This window comes from Streptomyces sp. NPDC028308 (assembly GCF_055565855.1).
Genome location: NZ_JBVHTO010000014.1, coordinates 17,845 through 41,729, shown reverse-complemented (window position 1 = coordinate 41,729; position 23,885 = coordinate 17,845). Strand labels below are relative to the sequence as shown.

General features: G+C 69.6%; 26 protein-coding genes. 14 read left to right on the top strand and 12 right to left on the bottom strand.

From position 1 onward, the window contains the following. Positions 1–265: 265 nt before the first annotated feature. A complete protein-coding gene (locus tag ACZ4VA_RS30815) occupies positions 266–733 on the top strand; it encodes a MarR family winged helix-turn-helix transcriptional regulator (protein WP_468083291.1) in 468 nt (155 codons plus the stop codon). Positions 734–810: 77 nt separating this feature from the next. On the opposite strand, the gene ACZ4VA_RS30810 is transcribed toward ACZ4VA_RS30815, so the two are convergent. Together ACZ4VA_RS30810 and ACZ4VA_RS30805 are read right to left on the bottom strand one after the other, a co-directional pair. Further along, positions 811–1,383 carry a CGNR zinc finger domain-containing protein gene (locus ACZ4VA_RS30810; protein WP_356165142.1) on the bottom strand — a complete coding sequence of 191 codons (573 nt, stop codon included), beginning with the start codon at positions 1,381–1,383 and terminating at the stop codon, positions 811–813. 385 nt (positions 1,384–1,768) lie between these two features. Then, positions 1,769–2,335, bottom strand: a complete 567-nt coding sequence (locus tag ACZ4VA_RS30805) for an ester cyclase (protein ID WP_402375340.1) — start codon at positions 2,333–2,335, stop codon at positions 1,769–1,771. Positions 2,336–2,446: 111 nt separating this feature from the next. On the opposite strand from ACZ4VA_RS30805, the gene ACZ4VA_RS30800 reads away from it, so the two are divergent. The 4 genes from ACZ4VA_RS30800 (at position 2,447) to ACZ4VA_RS30785 (ending at position 5,667) form a co-directional block, all read left to right on the top strand. Then, positions 2,447–3,067, top strand: a complete 621-nt coding sequence (locus ACZ4VA_RS30800) for a TetR/AcrR family transcriptional regulator (RefSeq protein ID WP_468083288.1) — start codon at positions 2,447–2,449, stop codon at positions 3,065–3,067. Positions 3,068–3,359: 292 nt separating this feature from the next. Next, on the top strand, positions 3,360–3,782 hold the full coding sequence (locus ACZ4VA_RS30795; protein WP_468083286.1) for a hypothetical protein: 423 nt from the start codon (positions 3,360–3,362) through the stop codon (positions 3,780–3,782). A 146-nt stretch (positions 3,783–3,928) separates the two neighbouring features. Further along, positions 3,929–5,056, top strand: coding sequence for a CE1758 family FMN-dependent luciferase-like monooxygenase (locus ACZ4VA_RS30790; RefSeq protein WP_468083284.1), 1,128 nt, complete (start codon positions 3,929–3,931; stop codon positions 5,054–5,056). Continuing rightward, complete coding sequence (locus tag ACZ4VA_RS30785) at positions 5,053–5,667, top strand: FMN reductase (RefSeq protein ID WP_355783491.1); 615 nt, start codon at positions 5,053–5,055, stop codon at positions 5,665–5,667. Before ACZ4VA_RS30790 ends, ACZ4VA_RS30785 begins: the two co-directional genes overlap by 4 nt. A 121-nt stretch (positions 5,668–5,788) precedes the next feature. On the opposite strand, the gene ACZ4VA_RS30780 is transcribed toward ACZ4VA_RS30785, so the two are convergent. Then, a complete protein-coding gene (locus ACZ4VA_RS30780) occupies positions 5,789–6,262 on the bottom strand; it encodes a VOC family protein (protein ID WP_355783488.1) in 474 nt (157 codons plus the stop codon). 378 nt (positions 6,263–6,640) lie between these two features. Here ACZ4VA_RS30780 and ACZ4VA_RS30775 point away from each other — a divergent pair, with 378 nt between their 5' ends. Continuing rightward, positions 6,641–7,129, top strand: coding sequence for a TIGR02611 family protein (locus tag ACZ4VA_RS30775; protein ID WP_468083282.1), 489 nt, complete (start codon positions 6,641–6,643; stop codon positions 7,127–7,129). 498 nt (positions 7,130–7,627) lie between these two features. Beyond that, positions 7,628–8,104: a MarR family winged helix-turn-helix transcriptional regulator gene (locus tag ACZ4VA_RS30770; RefSeq protein ID WP_355783482.1), complete on the top strand. Its 477-nt coding sequence runs from the start codon at positions 7,628–7,630 to the stop codon at positions 8,102–8,104. A gap of 196 nt (positions 8,105–8,300) precedes the next feature. Here ACZ4VA_RS30770 and ACZ4VA_RS30765 read toward each other — a convergent pair whose 3' ends face one another. Beyond that, complete coding sequence (locus ACZ4VA_RS30765; protein WP_468083280.1) at positions 8,301–8,774, bottom strand: MarR family winged helix-turn-helix transcriptional regulator; 474 nt, start codon at positions 8,772–8,774, stop codon at positions 8,301–8,303. 185 nt (positions 8,775–8,959) lie between these two features. Between ACZ4VA_RS30765 and ACZ4VA_RS30760 the strand changes: the two genes are divergently transcribed. Beyond that, positions 8,960–9,811 carry an alpha/beta fold hydrolase gene (locus ACZ4VA_RS30760; RefSeq protein ID WP_468083278.1) on the top strand — a complete coding sequence of 284 codons (852 nt, stop codon included), beginning with the start codon at positions 8,960–8,962 and terminating at the stop codon, positions 9,809–9,811. A gap of 117 nt (positions 9,812–9,928) precedes the next feature. Here ACZ4VA_RS30760 and ACZ4VA_RS30755 read toward each other — a convergent pair whose 3' ends face one another. Further along, positions 9,929–11,863, bottom strand: coding sequence for an N-acetylmuramoyl-L-alanine amidase (locus ACZ4VA_RS30755; protein ID WP_468083276.1), 1,935 nt, complete (start codon positions 11,861–11,863; stop codon positions 9,929–9,931). Between the two features lie 403 nt (positions 11,864–12,266). Here ACZ4VA_RS30755 and ACZ4VA_RS30750 point away from each other — a divergent pair, with 403 nt between their 5' ends. Next, complete coding sequence (locus ACZ4VA_RS30750) at positions 12,267–12,719, top strand: MarR family winged helix-turn-helix transcriptional regulator (protein ID WP_355781309.1); 453 nt, start codon at positions 12,267–12,269, stop codon at positions 12,717–12,719. A gap of 90 nt (positions 12,720–12,809) precedes the next feature. Next, entirely contained in the window at positions 12,810–13,031 is a 222-nt protein-coding gene (locus ACZ4VA_RS30745; RefSeq protein ID WP_355781306.1) for a hypothetical protein, read from the top strand. Between the two features lie 136 nt (positions 13,032–13,167). Here ACZ4VA_RS30745 and ACZ4VA_RS30740 read toward each other — a convergent pair whose 3' ends face one another. Both ACZ4VA_RS30740 and ACZ4VA_RS30735 read right to left on the bottom strand, forming a co-directional pair. Beyond that, positions 13,168–13,518 (bottom strand): hypothetical protein, encoded by a 351-nt coding sequence (locus ACZ4VA_RS30740; protein WP_468083274.1) that lies wholly within the window; start codon positions 13,516–13,518, stop codon positions 13,168–13,170. A gap of 68 nt (positions 13,519–13,586) precedes the next feature. Next, positions 13,587–14,669 (bottom strand): hypothetical protein, encoded by a 1,083-nt coding sequence (locus ACZ4VA_RS30735; protein ID WP_355781300.1) that lies wholly within the window; start codon positions 14,667–14,669, stop codon positions 13,587–13,589. A gap of 304 nt (positions 14,670–14,973) precedes the next feature. Here ACZ4VA_RS30735 and ACZ4VA_RS30730 point away from each other — a divergent pair, with 304 nt between their 5' ends. Next, positions 14,974–15,333, top strand: coding sequence for a hypothetical protein (locus ACZ4VA_RS30730; RefSeq protein WP_355781297.1), 360 nt, complete (start codon positions 14,974–14,976; stop codon positions 15,331–15,333). Positions 15,334–15,587: 254 nt separating this feature from the next. On the opposite strand, the gene ACZ4VA_RS30725 is transcribed toward ACZ4VA_RS30730, so the two are convergent. Further along, positions 15,588–16,178, bottom strand: coding sequence for a hypothetical protein (locus tag ACZ4VA_RS30725; RefSeq protein WP_468083271.1), 591 nt, complete (start codon positions 16,176–16,178; stop codon positions 15,588–15,590). A 424-nt stretch (positions 16,179–16,602) separates the two neighbouring features. Here ACZ4VA_RS30725 and ACZ4VA_RS30720 point away from each other — a divergent pair, with 424 nt between their 5' ends. Both ACZ4VA_RS30720 and secY read left to right on the top strand, forming a co-directional pair. Continuing rightward, complete coding sequence (locus tag ACZ4VA_RS30720) at positions 16,603–17,052, top strand: MarR family winged helix-turn-helix transcriptional regulator (RefSeq protein ID WP_355781291.1); 450 nt, start codon at positions 16,603–16,605, stop codon at positions 17,050–17,052. 298 nt (positions 17,053–17,350) lie between these two features. After that, a complete protein-coding gene (gene secY / locus ACZ4VA_RS30715) occupies positions 17,351–18,658 on the top strand; it encodes a preprotein translocase subunit SecY (protein ID WP_389391367.1) in 1,308 nt (435 codons plus the stop codon). Positions 18,659–18,718: 60 nt separating this feature from the next. Here secY and ACZ4VA_RS30710 read toward each other — a convergent pair whose 3' ends face one another. The 4 genes from ACZ4VA_RS30710 to ACZ4VA_RS30695 all read right to left on the bottom strand — a co-directional run bounded on the left by ACZ4VA_RS30710 (position 18,719) and on the right by ACZ4VA_RS30695 (position 22,735). After that, positions 18,719–20,431 carry an LCP family protein gene (locus ACZ4VA_RS30710; RefSeq protein WP_355781286.1) on the bottom strand — a complete coding sequence of 571 codons (1,713 nt, stop codon included), beginning with the start codon at positions 20,429–20,431 and terminating at the stop codon, positions 18,719–18,721. Between the two features lie 150 nt (positions 20,432–20,581). Beyond that, positions 20,582–21,538 (bottom strand): hypothetical protein, encoded by a 957-nt coding sequence (locus ACZ4VA_RS30705; protein ID WP_356165104.1) that lies wholly within the window; start codon positions 21,536–21,538, stop codon positions 20,582–20,584. After that, positions 21,535–22,065, bottom strand: coding sequence for a SigE family RNA polymerase sigma factor (locus ACZ4VA_RS30700; protein WP_355792318.1), 531 nt, complete (start codon positions 22,063–22,065; stop codon positions 21,535–21,537). The genes ACZ4VA_RS30705 and ACZ4VA_RS30700 overlap by 4 nt, the downstream gene beginning before the upstream one ends. Before the next feature lie 250 nt (positions 22,066–22,315). Continuing rightward, positions 22,316–22,735, bottom strand: coding sequence for a hypothetical protein (locus tag ACZ4VA_RS30695; protein WP_355792321.1), 420 nt, complete (start codon positions 22,733–22,735; stop codon positions 22,316–22,318). 98 nt (positions 22,736–22,833) lie between these two features. Between ACZ4VA_RS30695 and sigJ the strand changes: the two genes are divergently transcribed. Then, on the top strand, positions 22,834–23,748 hold the full coding sequence (sigJ, locus tag ACZ4VA_RS30690) for an RNA polymerase sigma factor SigJ (protein WP_452924765.1): 915 nt from the start codon (positions 22,834–22,836) through the stop codon (positions 23,746–23,748). The last annotated feature ends 137 nt before the right edge of the window (positions 23,749–23,885 follow it).

Below are 23,885 nucleotides of genomic sequence, written 5' to 3'. Positions count from 1 at the left end.
CTGTCAGGCGCCACCACGAATCTCAAGCCGCGAATCGCAGGCCCCACGACTGCTCCGGGGCACGCTACAAGAAATTGCTTCGCGTAGCAATATGATGGCATGATGGGTGCTGTCCGACCCCTCTGCCGGTCTGCCGCCAGTCCGGTACCGGTCAGGCCCGCGCAGTGCGACGCTCCGCAGCCGAGGCCGTCCGGCCGTGGCGGGGCCCTGAACCGCCCCGCCACCGGTGAGGCGGCGCGCTGCCCACGTAGGAGGAAGACCGCCCGTGACACGGAACTCGGCACCAGGCCCGAAAGAGGTGCGCCCGCTCGACCCGGACGAAGAGGCCGTCGTACGGTCCCTGCCCCACCTCATCTACGCCCTGCCCAACGCCATCGACGGTGAGATGACCCGTGAGCAGCGACTGTCGGCCACCGAGTACCTGACGCTGATGCACCTGTCCGAGGCACCCGACCGGCGGCTGAGGATGGGTGAGCTGGCGGAGGCGTGCGCCATGTCGTGCAGTGGCATGACCCGCATCGTGCGCCGGCTGATGAGCCAGGACCTCATCGGCCGCGTGCAGTGCGACCGGGACGCCCGCAGCTGGAAGGCGGAACTGACCGACGCCGGTCTCGCGCGACTGGAGGAGGCATGGCCGACGAACCTGGCCGCCGTACGCCGCCACTTCCTCGCCCACCTGAAGGACCTGGACCTGAAGGAACTCGCCGCCGCCTTGCAGAAGGTGGCCACGTAGAGGCGTGTCACACCCTTGGGTCGGGCCTCCGTGCGCGCCCGCTGCGACAGGGGGACACGAGAACCGCCGACGCGTCGTTACGGGCGCACGGACGCCGTCGCCTTCCGGCCGCTCAGCCTCTTGCGGGCACGGTAGGCCGCGGCCTTCATCCGGTTGCCGCACGGGTCCATGGCGCACCACTCCCGCAGCGCACCCCGCGACCGGTCGATGTAGACCTGCGAGCACTCGGGGTTGCCGCACTCCTTGAGCAGCGACGCCTCCGGTCCGCCGAGCACCGAGACGGCGTTCTGGGCGACGGCGGCGAACGCCTGCTGGAGCGACGCCTCGACCTGACGGCCGGCCCGCGTGAGCTGCGGTACCGGAGTGGGCCGACGGGCGTAGTCGTTCACGAGGGCCAGGGCGTCCGGGTCGTAGGCGTTGCCGGACATCCGGTCGAGGATCAGCCGGTAGACCGCCTCCCTGAGCACCAGCGCCTCACGGAGGTCCGAGAGCTCGCAGGGGATCTCGTACTCGGTGATACCGCTCTCACGGAACCAGACGCCGAGGCTCTCGGTCGAGTGCAGGTCTTCACGAGGTACGGAGCGGTGCCTGTAGCGCAGTGTTCCTGCGAAATCGAGCGCCGGGGCACCTCCAACGAATGCGTGCATCATGTCACCATGCTGGGCGGTGACGCACCGGAATGCAAGAAGTGCACTTCAGGACGCCAGAGAGCCGAGGCGATCAATGAAATTGCTGGCCCGCAGGGACTCGGGTACAGACACGCACGTCACGTAGAAATGGTGGCCGCCCAAGGTGACGCTCCCGTCCGCCACCTCATGGGCGGGTGACACGCCGAATCGTCCAGTGGCCGCCGACGGGCCGGTCAGACTCGGCGTCCCGGACTTCGTCGCCGTCCATGTCGCCATGTCGACAACGGCATCCCTGACCTGGCAGCGGCGACCTTCCTCCGCACTGTGGCAGCGTCGCGCTTCCTCCGCGCGGCTGCCCGCGTGCGGCGCTCTCCGGGTCATCCCCACCCGGCGGGCGCCCGCCTCCTCAGCCGGCCTGGCGCACGAGGGCGGCGGCTTCGGCCGCCTGCGCCGCGACCTCGGTGGCAGCGCGGGCGGCCCGCCCGGTCACCTTCCAGCCGACCATGCGCAGCGCGGCCGCCGGGGTGGGCGGGAAGACGCCGAGCTGGCCCAGCATGGTGATGTCGTCACGCACCGCCTCGTGGCCGACGACCTTGCCGTCGCGCAGTTCGAGGACGTGGATCTGCTCGAAGTCGATCTCGCGTCCCGTCGGAGGTACGGCCTGGTCGAGCGCGCCGTCCTGGTAGCGGACGAAGGCCCCCGTGTGGCGTCCCTGCATACGCAGCCGCACCCAGACCTGGTGGTCGTTGCCGGCCGTCTCCGTGACGGGGAAGCGCAGCTCGCTGAACGCCGACCGCATCCACGCGCTGGAGGCCAGTACGCCCGCGGGGCCCGGAATCGAGCAGGCCGCGGGTGATACGGCCGCCTCGCGGTTACGGAAGTCCTCCGCGACCACCTCGGCGGCCAGGTCCGCGTCTCCGGTCTCCAGGACGCGAAAGAGTCCTCGGGCAAGGTCGGTGGCACCCATCGCCATGATCAGTCACAACCCTCTCGTCACCTGGCGATCCGCGAGGCGCGATCACCCTATTGAGGTAACAGCGTACCTAATCATTAGCGCATCATTGTACCGACGTAGGATGGTGCGATGCCCCCCAAGCGCTCCTATGTCTCCCCCTTGCGCGAGCAGGCCGCCGCGCGGACCCGGGAGCAGATCCTCCAGTGCGCCACCGAGCTGTTCGCGAGTCGTGGATACGGGCTGGTGACCGTCGCGGACATCGCGTCGGCCGCGGGCGTGTCGTCGAAGACGGTGTTCGCGAGCGTGGGCAGCAAGAGCGACGTCCTGGACCAGATCGTCACCCGCGGAGTGGCCGCGTCGGGTTACGAGGACGCCGTCCGCCAGGTGCTCGAACAGCGGACCTCCGAGGCGGTCCTGGGAGTGCTCGCCGGAGGTACGCGCGCGGGCAACGAGGAACTCTTCCTGGCGCACGAGGCGATCCACCGGGCCTTGCCGGTGCACGAGAACGGCGAGGCGCTGTGGCAGCGCGCCACGGCGGACTACCGGGCCGCCCTGGTCGCCATCGCCCGCCATCTCCACACGCTGACCCCCGCCCCCGTCGGCACTCAGGAGGAAACCGCGGACTGGCTGTGGTTCTGGTTCGGCCCCTCCAGCTGGCGCGCGCTGGTGGTCGAGAACGGCTGGACCTGGGACCACGCCGAGGCGTTCCTCGCGCGTACGGCTGTCGCCACGCTGCACGAGCAGGCGTAGCGACCGACGAGAACAACCGCCTGCCAGGCACACTGACGGGGAGCCGTCGGTCCGACTGCCGCATGACCCGCGCCGCCGCACTGCCGTTGGGCACCCACGCTCTCCCGCCATATATTTGCTTCGCGTAGCAACTTATGTTCAACTTTTCGTACGCCCGGGCCCGACGGCACACCGCCTGAGCCAGTCGCCGGCAGCACCTCGGCCCACCCGGGACGGGAGAGCGCCGCTCCTCCCGTCACCACCAGCCGGCATCCGTTCCGATCCCTCCGCGAAACCACAAGGGAGAAGCCACATGCCCTACGCGACCGACGACCTCGAACCCGACTGCATGCGACCGGCCGGCTCCCTCGTGGGCTCGGGCACCGGCCAGCACCGGGGCAGGCGCGCCGAAGACGACCGATACCTGCCCGGCAGCGGTACGCAGGCCGGGCACGGCCGGCACCGCCGAGTCGCCCGCCCGCCCCTGGTCCAGCGGCCGGACGCACCCGGCGGGCGCGGCAGCCACGGCCCCGAACCGGCACAGCAGGACTCCTGGAGTGACGGCACGGTCGTCGACTGGGGGCCCCTCACCGTGAATCTCAAGGCCTCCGAAGCTCTTGTGCCGAGCGGCATCGCAGCCGAGGCGCAGGCCGTCCCGCCCGATCAAGTCGGCATCCTCACGAGCGAGTTCGGCGTCGCCGACACCGTGGCGGCAGGAACCGCCGGAGCACTGTGAGGTCCTGAGCAACGGCCCGGAGCACACGGCTTCACGGCCCAGCCTGCCGGACCGCGACCCGCCCCCCCACCGACAGCGCCCTCACCGTCGATATCGACATCGCTGTCGACGAAAAGACGATCGACACATCAGACAGGACGTGCAAGATGCAATTCGGGATCTTCGGTGTGGGGGACCTGGCCCGTGACCCGGTGTCCGGGCACACCCCCACGGAGCACGAGCGGATCAAGGCGCTCGTGGACTACGCGAAACTCGCCGAGGACGTGGGCCTGGACGTCTTCGCGCTCGGCGAGCACCACAACCCGCCCTTCGTCCCCTCCTCCCCCACCACGCTGCTCGGGCACATCGCCGCGCGGACGGAACGCATCGTCCTGTCCACCTCGACCACCCTCATCACCACCAACGACCCGGTGAAGATCGCCGAGGACTACGCGATGCTGCAACATCTCGCGGACGGCCGGGTGGACTTGATGATGGGCCGGGGCAACACGGGCCCGGTGTATCCGTGGTTCGGCAAGGACATCCGCGACGGCATCGCGCTGGCGGTGGAGAACTACGCGCTGCTGCGCCGGCTGTGGCGCGAGGGCGTCGTGGACTGGGAGGGCAACTTCCGTACTCCACTTCAGGGGTTCACCTCGACTCCGCGCCCGCTGGACGGCGTACCGCCGTTCGTCTGGCACGCCTCCATCCGCACCCCGGAGATCGCAGAGCAGGCCGCGTACTACGGCGACGGCTTCTTCCACAACAACCTCTTCTGGCCCAAGGAGCACGTCCGCCGACTGGTGAACCTCTATCGGCGCCGCTTCGAGCACTACGGGCACGGACCCGCCGACCAGGCCGTCGTGGGTCTTGCCGCGCACCTCTTCGTGCGACCGAACTCGCAGGACGCGATACGGGAGTTCCGGCAGTACTTCGACGGCTCCTCCGCGTACGGGAACGGCTCCTCCTTGGAGGAGACCATGGCGCAGACCGCGATGGTGGTCGGGAGCCCACAGCAGGTGATCGAGCGTGTGCTGTCCTTCCGCGAGCACGCGGACGGCGACTACCAGCGTCAGTTGTTCAACGTCGACGGCATCGGTGTCCCACGCAAGACCGTGCTGGAGCAGATCGAACTACTCGGGGAGATCGTGCCCGTCCTGCGCAAGGAGTTCGCCGTCGGCCGCCCCGCCCACGTCCCCGACGCCCCCACTCACGCCTCCCTGACCGCCGCCGCGCGGGCGCAGAATCCGGGTACCGAGGCGCAGGGCTCGCTTGCGAAGGAGGACTTGCGATGAAGCGCACCCTCGCGATCGTCTCGGCCGGACTGCGACTGCCGTCCACGACCCGGCTGCTGGCCGAGCGGATCGCCGCCGCCGTCCAGGACGATCTGGAACAGCGCGGCACCCAGGTCGAGATCGAGTACGTCGAAGTCCGGGATCACGCCCACGACTTGGTCAACCACCTGATGGCGGGCTATCCGTCTCCCGAACTGGAGCAGGTCTTCCGCACCGTGGCCGCGGCGGACGGGCTGATCGCGGTGACGCCGACCTTCACGGCCTCGTACAACGGGCTCTTCAAGATGTTCTTCGACTGTATCGACGACACCGCGCTGACGGACAAGCCGACGCTGATCGCGGCCACGGGCGGCACCGGGCGGCATTCACTCGTGCTGGAGCACGCCCTCAGGCCGGTGTTCGCCTATCTGCACGCGGCGGTCACGCCCACCGCGGTGTTCGCCGCGCCGGAGGACTGGGGCGGCGGCGCGACCCCGCAGGGAGCGCTTGCCGCTCGCATAAAACGAGCTGCCGGAGAACTCGCCCGTGCGGTGGAGCAGCGGGAGGCGCCGGACGCGGCCGACCCCTACGACCAGCCGGTGTCGTTCGTGGAGCTGTTGCAGGGGCGATAGCCGGGCCGCTCACCTGCGAGCCGGCACGCACGCAACTGCGGTGCGGCTGTCGACCGCAGTTCTGCGACCGCCGCGTCCGAGGCGGTCCGAGCCCCTGTTACGCGGGCGGAGAGAGCGGACGTCAGCGGCCCGGGGCTCGCTGCGTGATCTCCTGCAGGACCCAGCCGTTGCCGTCGGGGTCGCTGAAGGTGGCGTAGGAGCCGTAGGAGGCGCGGTCCGGGTGGGGGCCCGCCTGGCGTTCCTGGCCCGGGATCTCGTGCACGACCGCACCGTCCGCGTGACCGTGGAAGAGCAGCCCCTTGGCGTCGTGGAACACCTCGCTCACGTCGATGCCGCGGTCCACGAGTTCCCCTCGTGCCGCCTCGACGTCGGTGACGACCAGGTACAGGCCCTGGGTGGAACCGGGCGGGGCAGAGGTGAGGCCTTTGCCCAGCAGGATGGCGCACTCGGAACCTGGGGGTGTGAGATGCACTGCCCTCCATTGGTCAGTGGGGCTTGCGTCGAGGTCCACACGGAACCCGGCCTTTTCGTAGAAGGCCTTCGCACGGTCGACGTCGGACACAGGCAGAACGGCGAGTTCGAGTTTGAGGTCCATACTCCAGTCACTCTCTCGAACCGGGTTTGCGCAACAGCAGGATTCCGAGGCGGCGGTGCCCTTCCGCAACCCCGTTGACGTGCAACGACGTTGAGTTCCGGATCGCGCCTCGCCGCGATGTGAGGACCGCCGCGACGCCCGCTCCCGCGAGGCCGTTCACCGCGCCGAGGAGAAGGTCACATCCCCGCATCCGTTATAGCGGGAATACTCGCGAAGAGTCACCCCTTGGAAGGGTTACGCCCGGTGTGCGGCGCCCGTAGCGGCTCACCGGTCACGTCACACGGATCGGAGCGCAACCCCGCACGCAAGGGAATCGCAATGCCCCCGGCTCTCCGTTTTCGAGCAGATCTTGTGCAGCGAGACACGATGGTGGATTTCATGACTGAGGCAGGTCGTCCAGTACAGGAGCAGGCCAGGCGCCACGGCTCACAGACCGGGCCGTCGGCAGCTACGGCGGACCCGGCCGGCGAGGATGTCACCCCGTCGACGAAGACCGCGGCGAGACCGTACGGCTCCAGGGCGCCCCTCTTCATCAAGCGGTCGAGACTCCTGCACCTGTTCTGGCGGATCGGCGTCTTCGTCACCGGCCTCGCCGTGGTGGGCTCCGGCATCATCCTGCTGCCCCTGCCCGGCCCGGGATGGGTGGTGATCTTCGCGGGTGTGGCCATCTGGGCCGGCGAGTTCACCTGGGCACAGGCGGTCCTGCGCTGGACGAAGCGGAAGGTGACCAGCGCGACACAGCAGGCTCTGCGACCGGAGGTGAGGCGGCGCAACATCGCCCTCACGGCGGCGACCCTCGTGACCGTGGCCACGGTCGCGGCGATCCTCGTCGTACGCCTCGACCTTCTCAGCCGGTCGATCGTCTGACAGCCCTGGGCCCACCCTGCGGCACCGTCATCCGTATCGGCGGGGACGGCGAGAAGGGACACCGGAATACCTCGTCGGCAGCGAGGAGGCCCACACTTGCCAAATCTATACTTGCCTGGTCAAATATAAAACTGGGGCGTGTGCCGCTCCGGTCGGCGGAAGCGGCGCACCCCCTCCAGTCGCCTGACCTGCGCATTCCTCCCACCAATGCCCTTGACTCGGCGATTTCGAAGGAATCAGGTTGTAGGGTAAAGTAAGCACTGCGGCCCAACGGTCATCCCCCGTCCGTTGGGCCGCATTTCATTTCGGCTGCGGGCGAGGCATCTTGCCCCGTGTCATTCCCACGCAGACCGCACGTCGGCCACGAACAAGTCACCGCGGCGGCCCCCTCCGACACCCGGCCCCCGCCCCGCGACTGCGACACACTCGCCAGGAGCCGCGCGAGCGCCGGGGGTACGGCCCGCCGAACGCCCACCATGCCCCACCTACACTGTGTGCATGGTCAATGTGTCGGCGATCGAGCCCCTCAACCCCGACGAGGAAGCCTTCCTCCGGGCACTCGGCAGGGTGATGTCCTTCCTGCCTCGCGTCGTCGACGCCGACATGCTCGAAGAGCAGCAGATCTCCGGCACCGAGTACATGGTGCTCGTCCACCTCTCCGAGGCCCAGCACAACCAACTCTCCATGAGTGAGCTGGCCAATACCTGCGGGCTCTCCATCAGCGGCATGTCCAGGCTCGTCAACCGGCTGGAGAGCCAGGGGCTCGTCCTGCGGGCGCAGTCCCCCAAGGACGGACGGTCCCTGCTCGCCGTACTGACGAACTCGGGGCGGGCGCGGCTCGAACAGGCATGGCCCACCAACCTGGCCAGCGTCCGGCGGCACGTGTTCTCCCGTCTCGACGGCTGTGACGTGGCCGCCGCCGCCGAGGTGCTGACGCGGATCGCCCGGGGCGATCAGGAGGATCAGTCCCGGTAGGCGCATGCCGCCACGACGTAGACACGTGCGGCCGAGACCGTGCCGCGCGCCCTCGCGGCGAAGCCGCAGTCACCCTGGACTCACCGGCCCTGCGGGGGTGGGAGTGACCTCCCGCCCCATGTAACTGCCGTACAGCGCACGGCAGTTCACGTGGGGGCGTCTCAAGTGGCCGCCGGGCACCAGGCTCTGCATCACCTCAGTCGCGTGCGGCGGCGGAACCCTGCATCACGCTCACCGTCAGCCGGCGCAGCAGGCTCTGCACCGTCTGGAGTTCAGCGGCGGTCAGCCCCATGCTGCCGCCGACCGCCGGGGCGATGTCGAGGACGCGCTCGCGCAGTGCGGCGCCCTCGGGTGTGAGGGCGACCTCCACGACCCGCTCGTCGTCCGCCCGCCGCCGGCGCTGGACCAGGCCGTTGGCCTCCAGCCGCTTGATCAGGGGCGTGAGCGTCCCGTACTCCAGGTGCAGCGTGGCCACCAGGTCCTTGACCGGGGCCGTCTTCTGCTGCCAGAGCACGACCATCACCAGGTACTGGGGATAGGTGAGCCCGACGGCGTCCAGCAGGGGCCGGTACGCGCTGGTGACGGCGCGGGAGGCCGCGTAGAGGGTGAAGCAGACGTGATCTTCCAGGAGCATCCTGAACTCGTCCGGCGCCTGCGGGTCTTCGATCACGGTTGGTTCCCCTCTTCCTCTGTTCCGACGTGCTGCCGGACGCACTCCCCCAGACATGCCGGGCAAACCGATTCTATCGGACCCACTTAACTTGTGCACGAGGGACTCGTGCACTAGCTTTCTCGTTGTCGCCCCGGCCAGCAGGCAGGAAGGCGAAACGAGACGTGTACGAATGGGGAGTCACCATGTCCGTCAAGAAGACCGCGTTCCGCCTCACCCGCAAGCACGTGGTCGCGCTGGGTGCCGCCGCCACCGTCGCGGCGCTCGCCCTGACCCCCGCGGCCTCGGCCAGCGCCCGGAAGGACGAAGCCCGCACCTCCCCGGCCAAGCCGACGGTGGTCCTGGTGCACGGCGCCTTCGCGGACTCCTCCAGCTGGAACGGGGTCGTCGAGCGTCTGCGGAAGGACGGCTATCCGGTCCTCGCGGTCGCCAACCCGCTGCGCGGACTGGCCTCCGACGCCGAGTACCTCCACAGCGTCCTGGACCACGTGAAGGGCCCGGTCGTCCTGGCCGGACACTCCTACGGCGGGGCCGTCATCAGTGAGGCCGCCGCCGACTCGCCCCTGGTGAAGGCGCTCGTCTACATAGCCGCCTTCAGCCCCGACAAGGGCGAGAGCGCGCTGGAACTGTCCAACAAGTACCCCGGCAGCACCCTGGGCCCCACCCTCGACGCGGTGCCCTTCCCGCTGCCCGGCGGAGGCACCGGAACCGACCTCTACATCAAGCCCGACAAGTTCCACCACCAGTTCGCCGCCGACGTCCCCGCCCGCGTCGCCGACCTGATGGCCGCCACGCAGCGCCCGGTAGCCTCGTCCGCCCTGGAAGAAGGCGCCACGGCCGCCGCCTGGAAGACGATCCCCTCCTACACCCTCATCGCCACCGAGGACTACAACATCCCGCCGGCGGCCCAGCGCTTCATGGCACGCCGCGCCCACGCCCACACCACCGAGGTCAAGGCCTCCCACGCCGTCACGGTCTCGCGGCCCCAGGCCGTCACGCGCGTCATCGAGCAGGCCGCTCGGGACACCGCCGAGTAGGACCCACTGTCCGCCGACGCCGAACAGCGGGCGGCGATGTGCAGACCGAATACCTGATGGGCCGAGCATCGCCGCTCGGCCCATCGGTGTCGGTACAAGGCCCGTCGTCGGGCCGGGTCAGTCGGCAGGGGTGGCGGAGACGTCGTCCGCGTACACCCAGACCAGGCGGTGGTTGTACTGGATGGTGTACATCTTCCTGGCGCCGAGGACGACCTTGCCGCTGGAGGCGAAGTAGTCGTCGGTGACCGCGGGAGCGGCGGTCGCGACATACGCCTGGCCGGCGGGGAGGCCGTACATGCTCAACGGGGCCTGGGTGGAGGGCGAGAGGCCCTCGGGGTATTCGGCGGCGTCCGGGTAGGTGGTGCCGTACACCGGAGCGGGCGGCGTGGCGGGCGCGAATCCCGCGTTCCGGACGACCGTCACGCCGTGCGCCGGAACGGTGTTGCGGCCTTCGGGGTTGTGGAACCACACCTTGAGACCGCTGTACCAGATCGCGGTCCAGTTGCCGTCCTTGTCGGCGACCACGAACTGCTGGCCGTCCTGAGCCGTGCTTCCCCAGTCGGAGATCCTGCGCGTACCGGCGCCGCCGGGGTGGATCGCCTGGTCGCCGAAGAGGGGAGCCGTGCTGCTCGGCGCGGTCCGCAGGTAGACGAAGTTCGCCGGCTTCTCCACGTTCGCGCACTCGGTCGTGGCACCGGTGGGATCGTCGGCGGGGCACACCTGAACGGTCTGCTCGTTGTCGGCGAAGCCGGGGGCGATGGTCACCACCGAGCCGATGTCACCGACGCCATGGGGCTCCCCCGTGGGCGCGTCGAGCAGGTCCATGAAGTGCGCCCAGTCCCAGGACGGTCCCGGGTCCCAGTGCATGCCGGAGACCAGGGACGACTTCGGCCCGACAACGTTGTCGTGACCGATGACGTGCTGCCGGTCCAGCGGGATGTCGAAGCGGCCGGCCAGGTACTTCACCAGATCGGCGGTGGCCTCGTACTGCGCTTCGGTGTACCAGGAGCCGCCGTGCGCTGCGTAGCCCTCGTGCTCGATGCCGATCGAATGCATGTTGGCGGAGTAGTTGCCGGCGTGGAAGGCGATGTCCTTGGTGGCCATCATCTGGGTCACCGCGCCGTCGGAGGACCTCATCACGTAGTGGGCCGCTCCCCCGCCCGGCTTCTGGAACGTGGAGATGGCGGACTCGTAGGAGGACTCCGTGTCGTGGATGACGATGGAGTCGATCCTGACACCGTTGGCCGGGCGGTTGGAGACCTGGCCGTTGGAGGCGGCGCCGGGAACGAAGGTGCAGTTCACCGTGTCGGGGCACTCGGTCGCGGTCGCCGCCGCCCGGGAGGCCAGGCGCAGCTTGTCGAGTTGTCCGGTAGCGGGACGGATCCGGGGCGTGGCGGGCAGGTCCATCCGCTGTCCGTCGGAGGTCGTCCGCCGCGCGCCCTGCCTGACCGTGGCGAACACCCGGTCCGCGAACGCCTCGGCGCCCTCGCGTTCGGTCGCCTGGCCGTAGCGGGCGACGGCTCCGTACCAGTCCGCCGCGTCCGTCGACGTGGTTCCGGTCAGGGACTTCTGGTAGGAGGCGAGCAGGGCAGCGCCGCCGCGGATGTTGGCCCGGGGGTCCTTGCGCAGCGTGCCGACGGGCAGGTCGGTCAGTTCGGCCGCCGCTTCGAGGGTGTGCAGCGACGGTTCGGCCGCCTGCTCACGGAGGTCGCCTCGCCCGGCGGCGCCGGCGGGACCGGCGGCCAGCATCGCGGGGGTGACGTCGGTCAGGTGCATGGGCCCGTAGCCGCCGCTCGCGCTGTGGCCCGTGTGGGCGTCCCAGGTCGACTCCTGGTAGCCGACGGCCAGGAGCACCTTCTCGGGAACGTGGTACTCGGCCGCCGCCGCGGCGAAGTCCCGCTGCCGCCCGGTGTCGTCGGTGGCGGCCGGGGCCTCGTTCGCGGCCTGGGCCGTCATCGGCAGGACGATCGCTCCGCCGACGGTGAGCGCCCCGACCGAGGCCAGCATGGCCAGTCGGGAGGTGCGCGGGCGGGTGCCTCTAGTTGCTGTCATGGAGAGTCCGGGGTGGTGAGGGGGAAGGTTCCCCGATGTCGGATACGCGCTCGGCGGCACGGCGGCCGGAACCTGGGCGGCGGCCGGTGGGGCAGGCCTGTAAGGGGACCCGTCCGGGCGGCCCGTCATACGCGGATCTCGCTCCGCGTGTCCCGGGTCCGGCGATCGCGCGCTCGGGCGTACGTCGGCCCCTGACCCCCCGCGTGCTGGATCGCAGCCACAGGGCGGGACGGCCAGGAGGTTGTTGCTTGCGCAAGTAAGTAGATCAACAAAGTACTGCGCAGCGCAAACTCCGGGCACGCCGCCACGCCGGGGTGCCGACCCGCCAAGTCACCAATGAAACGGGCGCGGCGATTACGAGTAACCGCTCATATCATGGAAGGGAGACGCAACGGAGGAAACCATGACCCCTACGCCGACGGACCGCGGTGACGCGTGCAACAACCTGGCCCTGCGCAAGGCCGCCCGCTATCTCGGCGCGACCTACGACAAGGCCCTGGCTCCCGTCGGCCTGCGGTCGACCCAGTTCAGCATTCTGCAGAAGCTGCACTCCCAGGGGGAAGTGACGATCACTCAGCTCGCGGACATGATCGCCATGGACCGTACGACCATGGCGTCGAACCTCAAGCCGCTCGCCCGGGAGGGACTGGTCACCGTCGAGACCTCGCCGACCGACCGCCGGGCACGGATCGCCGCGATCACGCCGGAGGGCGTCGTCCGGCTCAAGGAGGCGCTGCCGCTGTGGCGGGCGGTCCAGGCCCAGTTCGAGGACAACTTCGGCACGACCGAGGCGGCACAGCTGCGCGCGGCCCTGAACGCCGTACTGGACACGGGGTTCGAGCCCTGGGCCGAGTAGGGGCGGTGCTCGTGGTGCGCCGGAGTCATGGCTGCAAAATCAACGTCCGTTGGCCGGTGGGTAGTTGCTTCCACATATGGGGGATTTCGAATGACACGTGACCCGGTGGATCCGGGGAGTGTCACGGTGGAGATGGCCGTGCAGATCCGCGGATGGCGAGTCGACGACGACTACAGCTGGCGCGCTGTGGCACAGGCCGCGTCCGAGCTCTGGGGCTCCGGGCACGGCGGGAACCAGCTCCACGGCCGGCATCTCTGCGCGGCCGCCGCGGAGGTGCTGGGCGAGGATCCCCACCAGGAACCCTGGAACTGACACCTTCCCGGGTGTGGGTCCGGAGAGGTCCGAGAGGGTCCTCACCCCCTCGTCGGGATGTGAGAAGGTGCCCCGACCTGGGTCGGAGCACCGCGTCGTCGTGGAGGGGGCGGGGCGTTGTCGCCGGCCCCTCGGGTCAGGCCGCGCGCCTGCCGTTGATGGTCTCCTGGCGGGTGGCGGTGACGGTCTTCGTCCTGAGCCAGGTGCGGCAAAGGCCGTTGACGGTGTCGTAGCCGACGAGGAGCGCGGTCAGGCCGAAGGCCATGAGGCTGTCGCTGTCGTGGATGGTGTTGCTGAAGTGCAGACCGGCCGTGGTGGCTATCGCGGGGAGGGCGAGACTCCCGGTCGGTCGACGGACGGCTTTGATCTTCCGGTAGAGCTCGGCGCGGACGTCCTTCGGCGGGATCACGCGGAACCACGCCGTGGTGGCTTCCGCGGGGGCGGGGGAATCACCGACGTCGATGAGGGTGAGGTGTTCGCTGTTCACTGTCATGTCCTTGAGGGGTCCGGCCGACGCGCACAGGTCGGCGGGGGCGGGCGTCGTCGTACGGAGGGTCAGGCGTCGGGTCCGTCGAAGCGGAAGCCGTCGTCCTCGTCGATGTCGTCGAAGGGCATGAGCGGGTCGAACTGGTCGGGGTCCTGAGAGGTCACGTTCCTCACCACCCGGATCACGCGGCGCGCGTCCAGCAGACGCCGGGCGACGACCAGGCCCTCGCCGAACTCGGTCTCCCCCTTGAGGGCTTTGAACAGGTACTTGCTCGCCGCCCAGGGCTTCTCGAGGATCTCGCCACTGTCCTGGAACATGACGATCATGCCGTGCCCGATCGCGACCGGGATGATCGCGGAGTCCAGGACGTGCTCGGTGACGTGGACCGCGGCCGGCACGGCCCCACCGAGCACGGCCTGCGCGATGGCGCTGCTGGTGTCGTAGGGAAACATCGGGCTCGTGTAGTGCTTGCGCAGCTGAGGCGCCCGGTCTTCGAGGGGGCGCGGCAGGACGACGTATCCGGGGTGTTCGTCGGCCACGAGGGGGACGCCGCTCATCGCCAGCCATCCGTCGGCCAGGGTCATGCGCCAGGAGCCGGCGCAGTCCGACAGGAGGGCGGCCTCGGGTGTCACCTGGGCGGCGTAGACGGGCCGCTCGGGTATGTAGGTGAAGGTGGACAGGGATATCGCCATGGTGTCGCGGGCCGCGAGCCAGCGGGAGAAGGAGCCGGTGGCCGAGACCGAGACGACGGGGCGGCCTCCGCGGACGCAGGCGCGGAACTCGGCGAGGCGCTCGTCCAGGGTGCCCTCGTCCCCGAGCACCGCAGGGACCTGGCCGGAGACGTTCGCCACCTCGGTGACGGCGTGACGGACCTCGGCGGTCACCTCACGCATGCAGCGCCGGGCCATCTCGTCCCAGTGGGCTTCCCTGTGGGGTGCTCCGGGAGGGACATACCGCATCTCGTGGAGGTCTCGGACCTTTTCCAGCATTTCCGCTTCGGAGGGGGTCTCGTCGATGTCCGGACCGTTGTGCACCCTGCGGGCGAAAGCGTCCAGAGCGCGGAGACCGGCCGACGCGGCCAGGCCAGTTGTGGCGTCGGCGCCGTAGGGGGCCTCGGGGGTCCCGTTGCCTTCGAAGGGCAGATTGTCCACTTCAACTCCTTATGTACCGGGTTCACTTCGCCCGGCGTGCGCGGGGCGTACGCGAGTGAATCCACTACGTGACGGCCACTATGTCATGACCGATCTGTAGTCCATGAGGAGGATCGCACCTACGGCTATCTCGCGTGGTCGACACCGTGTAACCCGTGTCGTGTCGTAGGCCACACCAGCGGATGTACAGCAGGTGACTTCGCACCGATGTGCGGCTCAACACATTTCGCGATGGGAACTCCTGCGCACCTTGTAGTGCCGTAGTCTGAATCGAGTTCAGTCAGCGAAGGTGCTGGGCTGCCCGATGGCCGGCACCTGCGAAGCGGGAATGGCACGCCCCGATCCCTGGCACGAACGGGGCGGCCGGGCCCCGACGAAGGGAATCAGTGTGTCCACGGAGCGCAACAAGACAGAGGAAAAAGACAAGCAAGTCGTTGTGTCTGTCCGCTTTCCCAGTCACCTACTCGACCGCATCCAGGCCCTGGCCGCCGTTCTGTCCACCACTGCCAACGCTGTCATCCGCGACGGCATGGAGGCTCACGTGAAGGCCGTGGCGGCCAGCCCCGACTTCAAGAAGGCCAGTGAGCAGTACATCGCCGAGGCCCAGGCCCGGGTGGCGGCGGTTCTGCAGGACACGTCCAAAGACGACGGTCTACGCGTCTGACCCTTACAGCCCTTGGATCCCAGGCGACTTGTGCACCACATGCTCAATATCTGATCCATAGAACCGGTCCCACCGAGCCGAGGTCCGCACGACGGACCTCGGCTCCGCTGTGGTCCGCGGGAGTCGCGAGTCGGCACCGGGGCGGCCATTCTGCGGGCCGCACACGGCAACGGCCGAAGCCTCGACATCACCATGTCGTGCCCAAGTGCCGCCGACCTCGATCCCACGGCCGGCGATCGGCACCCGCGCGAGGCTCAGCGGCTGACCACGACGTCCAGCCGTACATCACTCAGGTCGATCGCGACCAGCAGCTCCGCCCAGACCGGTGCGCTCATGGCCGTGCGACGGTACGCGCGTCGTACCGTCGGGAACAGCAGGCCGCCCGTCCCGGTGAAGTCGTAGACGTACTGTGCGGCGGGCAGTCCGCCGGCGATGTCGACTTGGTAGTCGTGGCGGCGCAGGAGGTCGTCCGGGCCGAAGTAGAAGTCCTGGACCGGGCCGTGGCCCGCCATGTGGGCGGGGAAGACCGCCCGCAGGCCCCGCCAGAGCTCGCCTTCCTCCCACCGCGTCGCCAGTGCCGAGATGTCGACGCCGGGCAGGGCGCGGAGGAACGGTGCGGTCAGGTAGGTCCACAGGGCGTAGCCGTTGAAGTAGGCCCGGTGCAGCGGGTCCCAGGGCGTCAGCGTCCCGTGGCCGTCGAATGAGGCCCTCGGATCCTCACGCTCCGCCACGACTCGCCCGTCCAGCTTCTCGACGGCGATGCGGGCGGGGGTGAAGTCGGTGCGCTGGTCGGGCGCGCCGAAGGGGTGCACGGAGGCGTGCTGGGTGTGTGCGGACACGGTCATCTCACGCGGATGCGCATCCTGCCGGAGTCCCTCCATCGCCCAGAGGCTGCCTCCCGTGACGATGGTGGCGCGAACGGTTTCCACCTGCCGCCAGCGCTCCAGCCCTCCGTGCGCCTCCAACACATCCCCCAGCAGGTCGCGACCAAGCCGGTCGGGGGTCCGTGTTCGCGTCATGGGTCGGGATGCGGACTCTGCGCGCATCCGGGTGGGTGTCCGCCGCGCCGGAGGGCTGGCGCCTGCGCGGGGAGGCAGGGCGCCGTCTCCATGCCCCCGGGGTGAGACGTGGGCGTGGTGCCGAGCGAGGTGACCGGCGCCTTCCGTGCCGTGCGCCGTCGGCGGGGTACATCTCGTGACCGACGCCACCCGCCACCTCCCCCACTAGGAGCATATACTCGCATTATCGCGACGGGAACTGGAGGGCACCATGGAAGGGACACGGGACCTTGCCGAGACGTGCAACAACCTCGCTCTGCGCAGGGCGGCCCGGTACCTCGGCGCCGCCTACGACAAGGCGCTGGCTCCCCTGGGGCTCCGGTCCACGCAGCTCAGCGTTCTGCGGGAACTCACCCGCGTCCCGACGATGACGATCACCGGCCTCGCCGAGAGGATCGCCATGGACCGGACCACGCTGGCCGCCGCGCTCAAGCCGCTCGTGCGGGAGGGTCTGGTGACCGTCGAGCCCTCGCCCGCCGACCGTCGCGTCCGCGTGGTGAGCGTGACGCCGGAGGGGCGTTCCCGGGTGGAGGCCGGCCGGGCCCTGCTGGAGACGACCGACAGCCGGTTCGAGGCCGCGTACGGAGCCGGCGACGCGGCGCGTCTGCGCGCCTCACTCGGACGGGTCCTCGCCTCCGGATTCCACCCCTGGGCGGAGTAACGCCGAGCAATCCCCCGTGCGCCCTTCCTCGACCCCGGCGCCCGGCCCCGGTCTCGACGGCCGACGGCGGCGTCCCCTCGTACGACCGCGATCTCGGCCGCTCCGCGCTCCGGAGCCGGGTTGCGAGCCTCTTGCACTGCTCCAATCATGAAGTTCTCGCCCTTCTCGGCGGAGCCGCGCGGTAATTCCCCTTGACCCGTCGCAGGCCGAGTCGGGCGGGTGATCGCGCTGCCCTGAATCGACCCACACAGACCTCACTTCCCGAGTCGGCCGGAGGTAGGGAAGGACGAGACCGGACATGCTCACCAAATTCGCTCAGATCTTCACGCACCGCGAACTGCGGAACAAGATTCTCTTCACGCTGGGCATTCTGGTGATCTACCGTCTCGGTACGCATGTCCCGCTCCCCGGCGTCAGTTACGCACGGGTGGAGGAATGCACCAACGCATCCACCTCGCAGGGCCTGCTCGGCCTCGCCAACGTGTTCAGCGGGGGCGCACTCCTGCAGATCACGATTTTCGCGCTGGGAATCCTGCCCTACATCACGTCGAGCATCATCGTGCAATTGCTGACAGCCGTCATTCCGAGGCTGGAAGACCTCAAGAAACAGGGCAGCGCGGGACAGACCAAGATCACCCAGTACACCCGCTACCTGACGGTCGCGCTCGCCCTCCTCCAGGGCGCCGGTCTGGTCGCGGCCGCCCGCAGCGGCGCCATCTTCGCCAGCTGCCCCGTGGCCGACCAGGTCGTACCCGACGATTCCCTGTTCACCGCCGCCGTCATGGTCATCACGGTCACCGCGGGGACGACGTGCGTGATGTGGCTGGGCGAGCTCATCACCGACCGCGGGATCGGCAACGGCATGTCGATGCTCGTCTTCATCGCCACCGCGTCCACGCTTCCCCGCACGCTCTGGGCGATCAAGCAGAGCGGCGAGATCGCGGACGGCTGGATCAGTTTCTTCAGCGTCATCCTCATCGGCCTGGCGCTGGTGGGCGTCGTGGTCTTCGTGGAACAGGGGCAGCGCCGCATTCCGGTGCAGTACGCGAAACGCGTGGTCGGCCGGAAGTCCTACGGCGGGACATCGACCTACATCCCGCTCCGGGTGAACCAGGCCGGCATCGTCCCCGTCATCTTCGCCTCGTCGATCCTGTACGTCCCCCCGCTCGTGGCGCAGTTCTCGGGATCCGGCTCCGGATGGGCGACCTGGGTGCAAAGGAATTTCACCCAGGGAAACCATCCGTACTACCTGCTCGCCTATTTCTTCCTGACGCTGTTCTTCTCCTTCTTCTACGTCTCCATCACGTTCAACCCGGACGAGGTGGCGGGCAACATCCAGCAGGCCGGCGGCTTCGTCCCCGGGTTGCGCGCGGGGCGAGCCACTGCCCAGTACCTGGGCTACGTCCTCAACAGGCTCACCTGGCCGGGCTCCATCTATCTCGCCTTCGTCGCACTGGTACCGACGGTGGCGTTCGCCAGTTTCGGTGGGGCCAACCAGCTCAGCGGCACCAGCATCCTCATCATCGTGAGCGTGGGCATCGAGACCGTGAAGCAGATCGACAGCCAGCTCCAGCAGCAGCAGTACGGGGGATTCCTCCGCAGCTGAACGGCACCGGGCGGCACGCGACGGCCGTACGGTGGCCCCGCGCGCGATGGTGGCTCGGCGTCACCAGGTGTAGTCCGGGTTCACCGGCATGCACTTGCCCTTCTCTGCCGCGTTCAGGGCGTCCGCGGAGGACGGGAGTCCGTCGTCCCGCTTCGGTGCCTCGTACGTGGTGCCGGACCGCCAGTCGGCGCCCACGATGAGCGTGACGCCCGGGACGGACGGGGACCTCGTGACCGCGCGCAGCGGGATTCCGAGGGATCGGGCCACCCGCTGGGCGTCGCCCTCCAGTGCGGCGTCCGGGTAGCGCACCGCGGTCGTGGCCTCGGCGAGCGCCCCCGAGGTGTCCGCCTTCGCCTTGGTGAAGCCCTTCCCGGTCAGTACCCGCGTCACCTCGCTCGCACGTCCGCCGACCGGGGCGAGCGTGTCGGTACGGGTGCCGTTGCGCACCCGCACGACGATCTCGTCCTCGTCGGCGGCCGGATCGTCGGAGACCCTCGTCTCGGCCGCCTTGCTGTGCTTGCCCTTGCCGGTCAGCGCGATGTCCTCGCGCACGAGGCGGAACAGCGTGAAGGCGTCCTCCGTGGGCTTCACCCGGGCACCGGCGTACCGGTTGGGCATCGTCGTCATCGTGATGCCCTTGGTGGGCACCCTGCGCAGCTCGGTGGCGAGGTCGTACAGCTTCTTCACCGTGCCGAGGCCGTCGTCGACGGTGAGGGCGCCGGTGGCGGTCTCGGCGAGGGAGCGCAGCTTGCCCGGGTTGGTGAGGGTGGCGTTCTCTCGCAGCCGGCGGACCATCGCGTTCATGTACATGTGCTGGGCCCGGGCGCGCATCAGGTCACTGCCGTCGCCGAAGCCGTAGCGCGTACGCAGCCACTGCAACGCCTGCTTCCCCTTGACGGGGTGGGTGCCCTTAGCCAGCTTCAGTCCCGATCCGTGGCCCTGGCGGTCCCTGGAGAGGATGTTGGCGTCCACGCAGACCGGGACGCCGCCGATCGCGTCCGCCATCGACACCACACCGGCGAAGTCGATCTTCATGAAGTGGTCGATGTGGATGCCGGTGAGCTTCTCCCAGGTCGCCACGGTGCAGCCGGGACCGCCGCGGCCCAGTGACTGGTTGACGGCCGTGGGCAGGACGGTGGCCGGGTAGACCTTGCCGTCGTCGGGGTCCGTGCACTTCGGTATGTGCACCAGCGTGTCGCGCGGCACGCTGACGACCGACATGTTGGAGCGGTCGGCGGAGAGGTGCAGCAGCATCTGGACGTCCGCGAGCGGCACGCCGTCGAAGGTGTCCCTCGCGGCGCCGAGCTTCTGGTTCTCCTTGGTGTCCCGCGCGTCGGAGCCGATCAGGAGGATGTTGAGCGGTGTCTGGCCCGCCGCGTTGGCCTCGGCCTCGGCGGGTCTGTCCTTCTCGTCGCCGAGGTTCAGGTCGTCCTTCCTGATGTTGCCGTTCAGGTGCTGGTAGTAGAGATAACCGGCACCCGCGGTGCCGAGTATCAGGACCGCCAGGACCGTCAACGACCAGCGCAGGGCCCGGTGTCCGCGCCGCCTGTGGGCACTGCGGCTGCCCCTGGGGCGTCTGCCGTGCCCGCCGTCCACCGGCCCTGTCGCCGCCGTGCCTCTCGCGGCCTCCTGGGCGGACTCGGCGCGCGCCGCGGACTCGTCCCCGGGCCGGACGCGGTGGCCTTCGTCGCCGTACGGGCTGTGGCGGCGTCCGGGTTCACCGGTGTGGCGAAGGCGTGGCCGTGCCGTCTTCCCACGTGCTCTCGTCCCCATCTCGTCACCTCTCGCTGCCACTTGACGGATTCCGGTACGCCAGGAGCGGGGCGGAAGGCACGACGGGCCCGTCGGTTCTTCCGCGCGCACCGGTACGCGGGCCGGCCGACGCGACGACCCCTGTGCGGCGCCTCGGCCGGCCCGGGCTCGTCACGGCAGCATCCGGGGCCAGTACGTGTCCTCGTCCGAGTCGTAGACGAGGTCGCCGGCGTCGTCGTAGCCCTTGATGTGCGGCGCCGCCGTGACCTGCCGGTCCAGGACGCCGGAGGCCACGAACCATCCGTGGTCCAGGACGGCCCGGTGTGTGGCGCCGCCGTAGGAGACGCTCACCTCGGTCACGGAGGGCTCGACCGTCCCCACGACCCCCCAGCGGAACGGGAGTTGCCAGTCGCCCTTGGCGGCGAGCGGCTGCCGGAACAGCTCGCTCGCGTTGACGTCCGGCACGACCGGGCCCGCGTCGGGGGGATCGCTGTCGCGGGTGCCCGTGCTGATGCCGGACGGCTCACCGTCCTCGATGTCGCAGACCACCCGCAGACCCGCCGACCGCTCGCTCACGCCGACGACATGGAAGCCGTCGCGGGTGGCCCGCCCACCGGTGCTCTTCGCCGCCAGGATGATCCGGTAGTCCTCGGCCTTCCCCAGATCGGGGCCGCGCCCGGACGACCCCGCGCCCTCCGCGGTCAGGCACGTCTCCAGTCCGGCCGCCGCCTCGGCGAAGGTGATGCCGTCGAGCAACTGCCCCTCGCTGACAGGATGGTTGGGTCCCGACGCCTTCGCGGACGAGGGCGCCGGCGTGGTCCGCGACGTGCCGTCCGACGGTTCGACCGCCGCCGTCCGCGCGCCGCGCCCCCCGTCTCCGCCGGCCAGGGCGTACGCCCCCACGGGCAGCGCGACCAACGACATCAGCACGGCGCCGGTCACCGCCGCGCGCCGCCTGCGCTCGCTCACACCGCGCCGCCGGATCTCCGTGTACGGCACGGGCGAGGGCCTAATGGTGTACGCGTCCTCGGCCAGCAGCGCGCGCATCCGCTCCTCGAAGCCGGGGTCCCCGTCCCGCGCCCCGTCAGTCCCGAAGCCGGACGTCCGCTCGTCTTCCGCCCCGTTCACCTGCCGCCTCCCTGACCGCCGGACACCGGGCGGCCCGCGGCCAGCCCCGGATACGTACGCAACTTCGCCAGCCCCTTGGACGCCTGGCTCTTGACCGTGCCGGTCGAGCAGCCGAGCGCTTCGGCGACCTCCGCCTCCGACAGGTCCTCCCAGTACCGCAGCACCACCACCGCCCGCTGGCGCGCGGGCAGTTGGGCCAGACCGGCGAGCAGGGAACCGCGCTCCTCCACCCGGCCCGCGTTCTCGTCCCGCCTCGCGGTGTCCGGCGGAGCGGCGGTCAGCGACTCGGCGACCCGGCGCTTGCGGAAGCGGTCGCTGTTGCAGGTCACCAGCATCCGCCGGACGTACGCCTCCGGGTTGTCGGTGCGCGAGATGCGCCACCAGGACCGGTACGCCTTGGCCAGCGCGGTCTGCGTGAGATCCTCCGCGTGGTGGACGTCCCCCGTCAGCAGATACGCGGTCCGCACCAGTTGTGACCACCGCGCTCTGACGAACTCCTGGAACCGGTCCTCTTGTTCGGCCTGCATCGAGCACCCTCCCTCGCCCTCCAGACCACCGTCCGCACGGATTCGGTTGCCTCTGATGCGAAACGAGAGCGGAGGGGTTCCTGCGAACAGGGGGTTCCGCGCCCAGGGCTGGAGTCCGTCGTCTGGATCATGCTGGCGTCGCGGGTTCTGGCGCGCATAGCTGCGGCGTTGTCGTCGGTCGCCGAATCCCCCGGCTCGGGTCGGCCGGGCCGAACCGTTTCCGCGGCCGGCCTACTCCCAACGGAAGGCCCTACCGCCCACGAGCCCCGGTTGCCGGCCTGAGCGCCGCACCCAGCGCCAGCATGCTCAAGCCGAACATCAGCACACCCAGAGGAAGATGGACCGAGGGGACGTGTGCGATGCCGAGCACGACCTGCACCGAGGCGAGCACGAGGAAGACCGACGCGTGCCCGATGGGCCGGGCCGGACCGCCGCCCGGCTTCCATGCCAGCACCGCGGCCAGCACGTACAGCATCGACGCCCCGTACATCACGCGGGCGCCGACACCGTGCAGCGTCTCACCCACCGACGAGGTCAGCAGGAGCCCGGCCGAGACCGCCTGCAGGAAGATCGTCAAAGTCTGCAGAGCGATCGCGATCCGCAGGAACGAGAGGCCCCGCCGGACCTGCACCCTGGTCGCCGTCGTCGTCGCCGTCACCTCAGTGGCCATGTCACAGTCCCCGTTTCCGCCCTCGGGCAGCAGATCGATTAAGGTCTCTCACCAGCCCGACGACACAGGGCTGCGAAAGGTAAGGCGGGGGCCGCGACATGGAGATCGTCGGGGACGGCACGGACGCGATAGCCGGCGAGCGACGCCAACTGATCAATGTGGCCTACCGGCTGCTCGGCTCGCTGACCGAGGCCGAGGACGCCGTGCAAGACGCCTACACCCGCTGGTACACGCTGCCCCCGAGCCGACAGCAGGAGATCCGCTCCCCCGGCGCCTGGCTGACGACGGTGACCGGCCGCATCTGCCTGGACCTGCTCGGCTCGGCACGCTCCCGCCGCGAACGCTACGTCGGCGCGTGGCTGCCCGAACCGCTGCCCGACCGCACCGAATGGACCCCCACCGGCAGCGCTCCCACCGGCCCCGAGGACCCCGCCGACCAGATCGTCCTGGACGAGACGATCACCATGGCCTTCCTCGTCGTCCTGGAAACGATGACGCCCGCCGAACGGGTCGCGTTCGTCCTGCACGACGTCTTCCGCTACCCGTTCGCCGAGATCGGCGACATCCTCGGCCGCACCCCCGCGGCCTGCAAACAGCTGGCGGCCTCCGCCCGCCGGCGAGTGCACCCCATGGGCGCACCGGTGCCGGCCACGGGCCGGGCCGATGTCGTCAGACACGTCAAAGAGGCTTGGGAGAACAGGGACATCGCGACCCTGGTCGGTCTTCTCGACCCGGCCGCCGTGATGACCGCCGACGGCGGCGGCATGGTCGGCACCGTCCTGCGCCCGGTCGAGGGCGGCGCGCGTATCGCCGAATACATGATCGCCATCGCCGACAGAGCCCCCGGACTCCAACTCCTGCGGCGCACCGTCAACGGCGCACCTGGCCTGGTCGCCCAACAGTCCGGCATCGTGATGACCGTAGCCGCGTTCGACATCACCGACCGGCGCGTCACCCGAATCTGGGCGACTCGAAACCCGGAGAAACTACGGCCGTGGACACGGAGCGGCTAAGGGCTGTTCCGCAAGTACGGCCGTCATGGCCTGCGACCGGCTCGGCAGGGTCAGGGCCACAGCCGACGGGAGAGGGTCGAGCGATGGTGACCACGATCATCTGACGCGTGGGGCGGCCGCATGGCGCCGGCATCGTC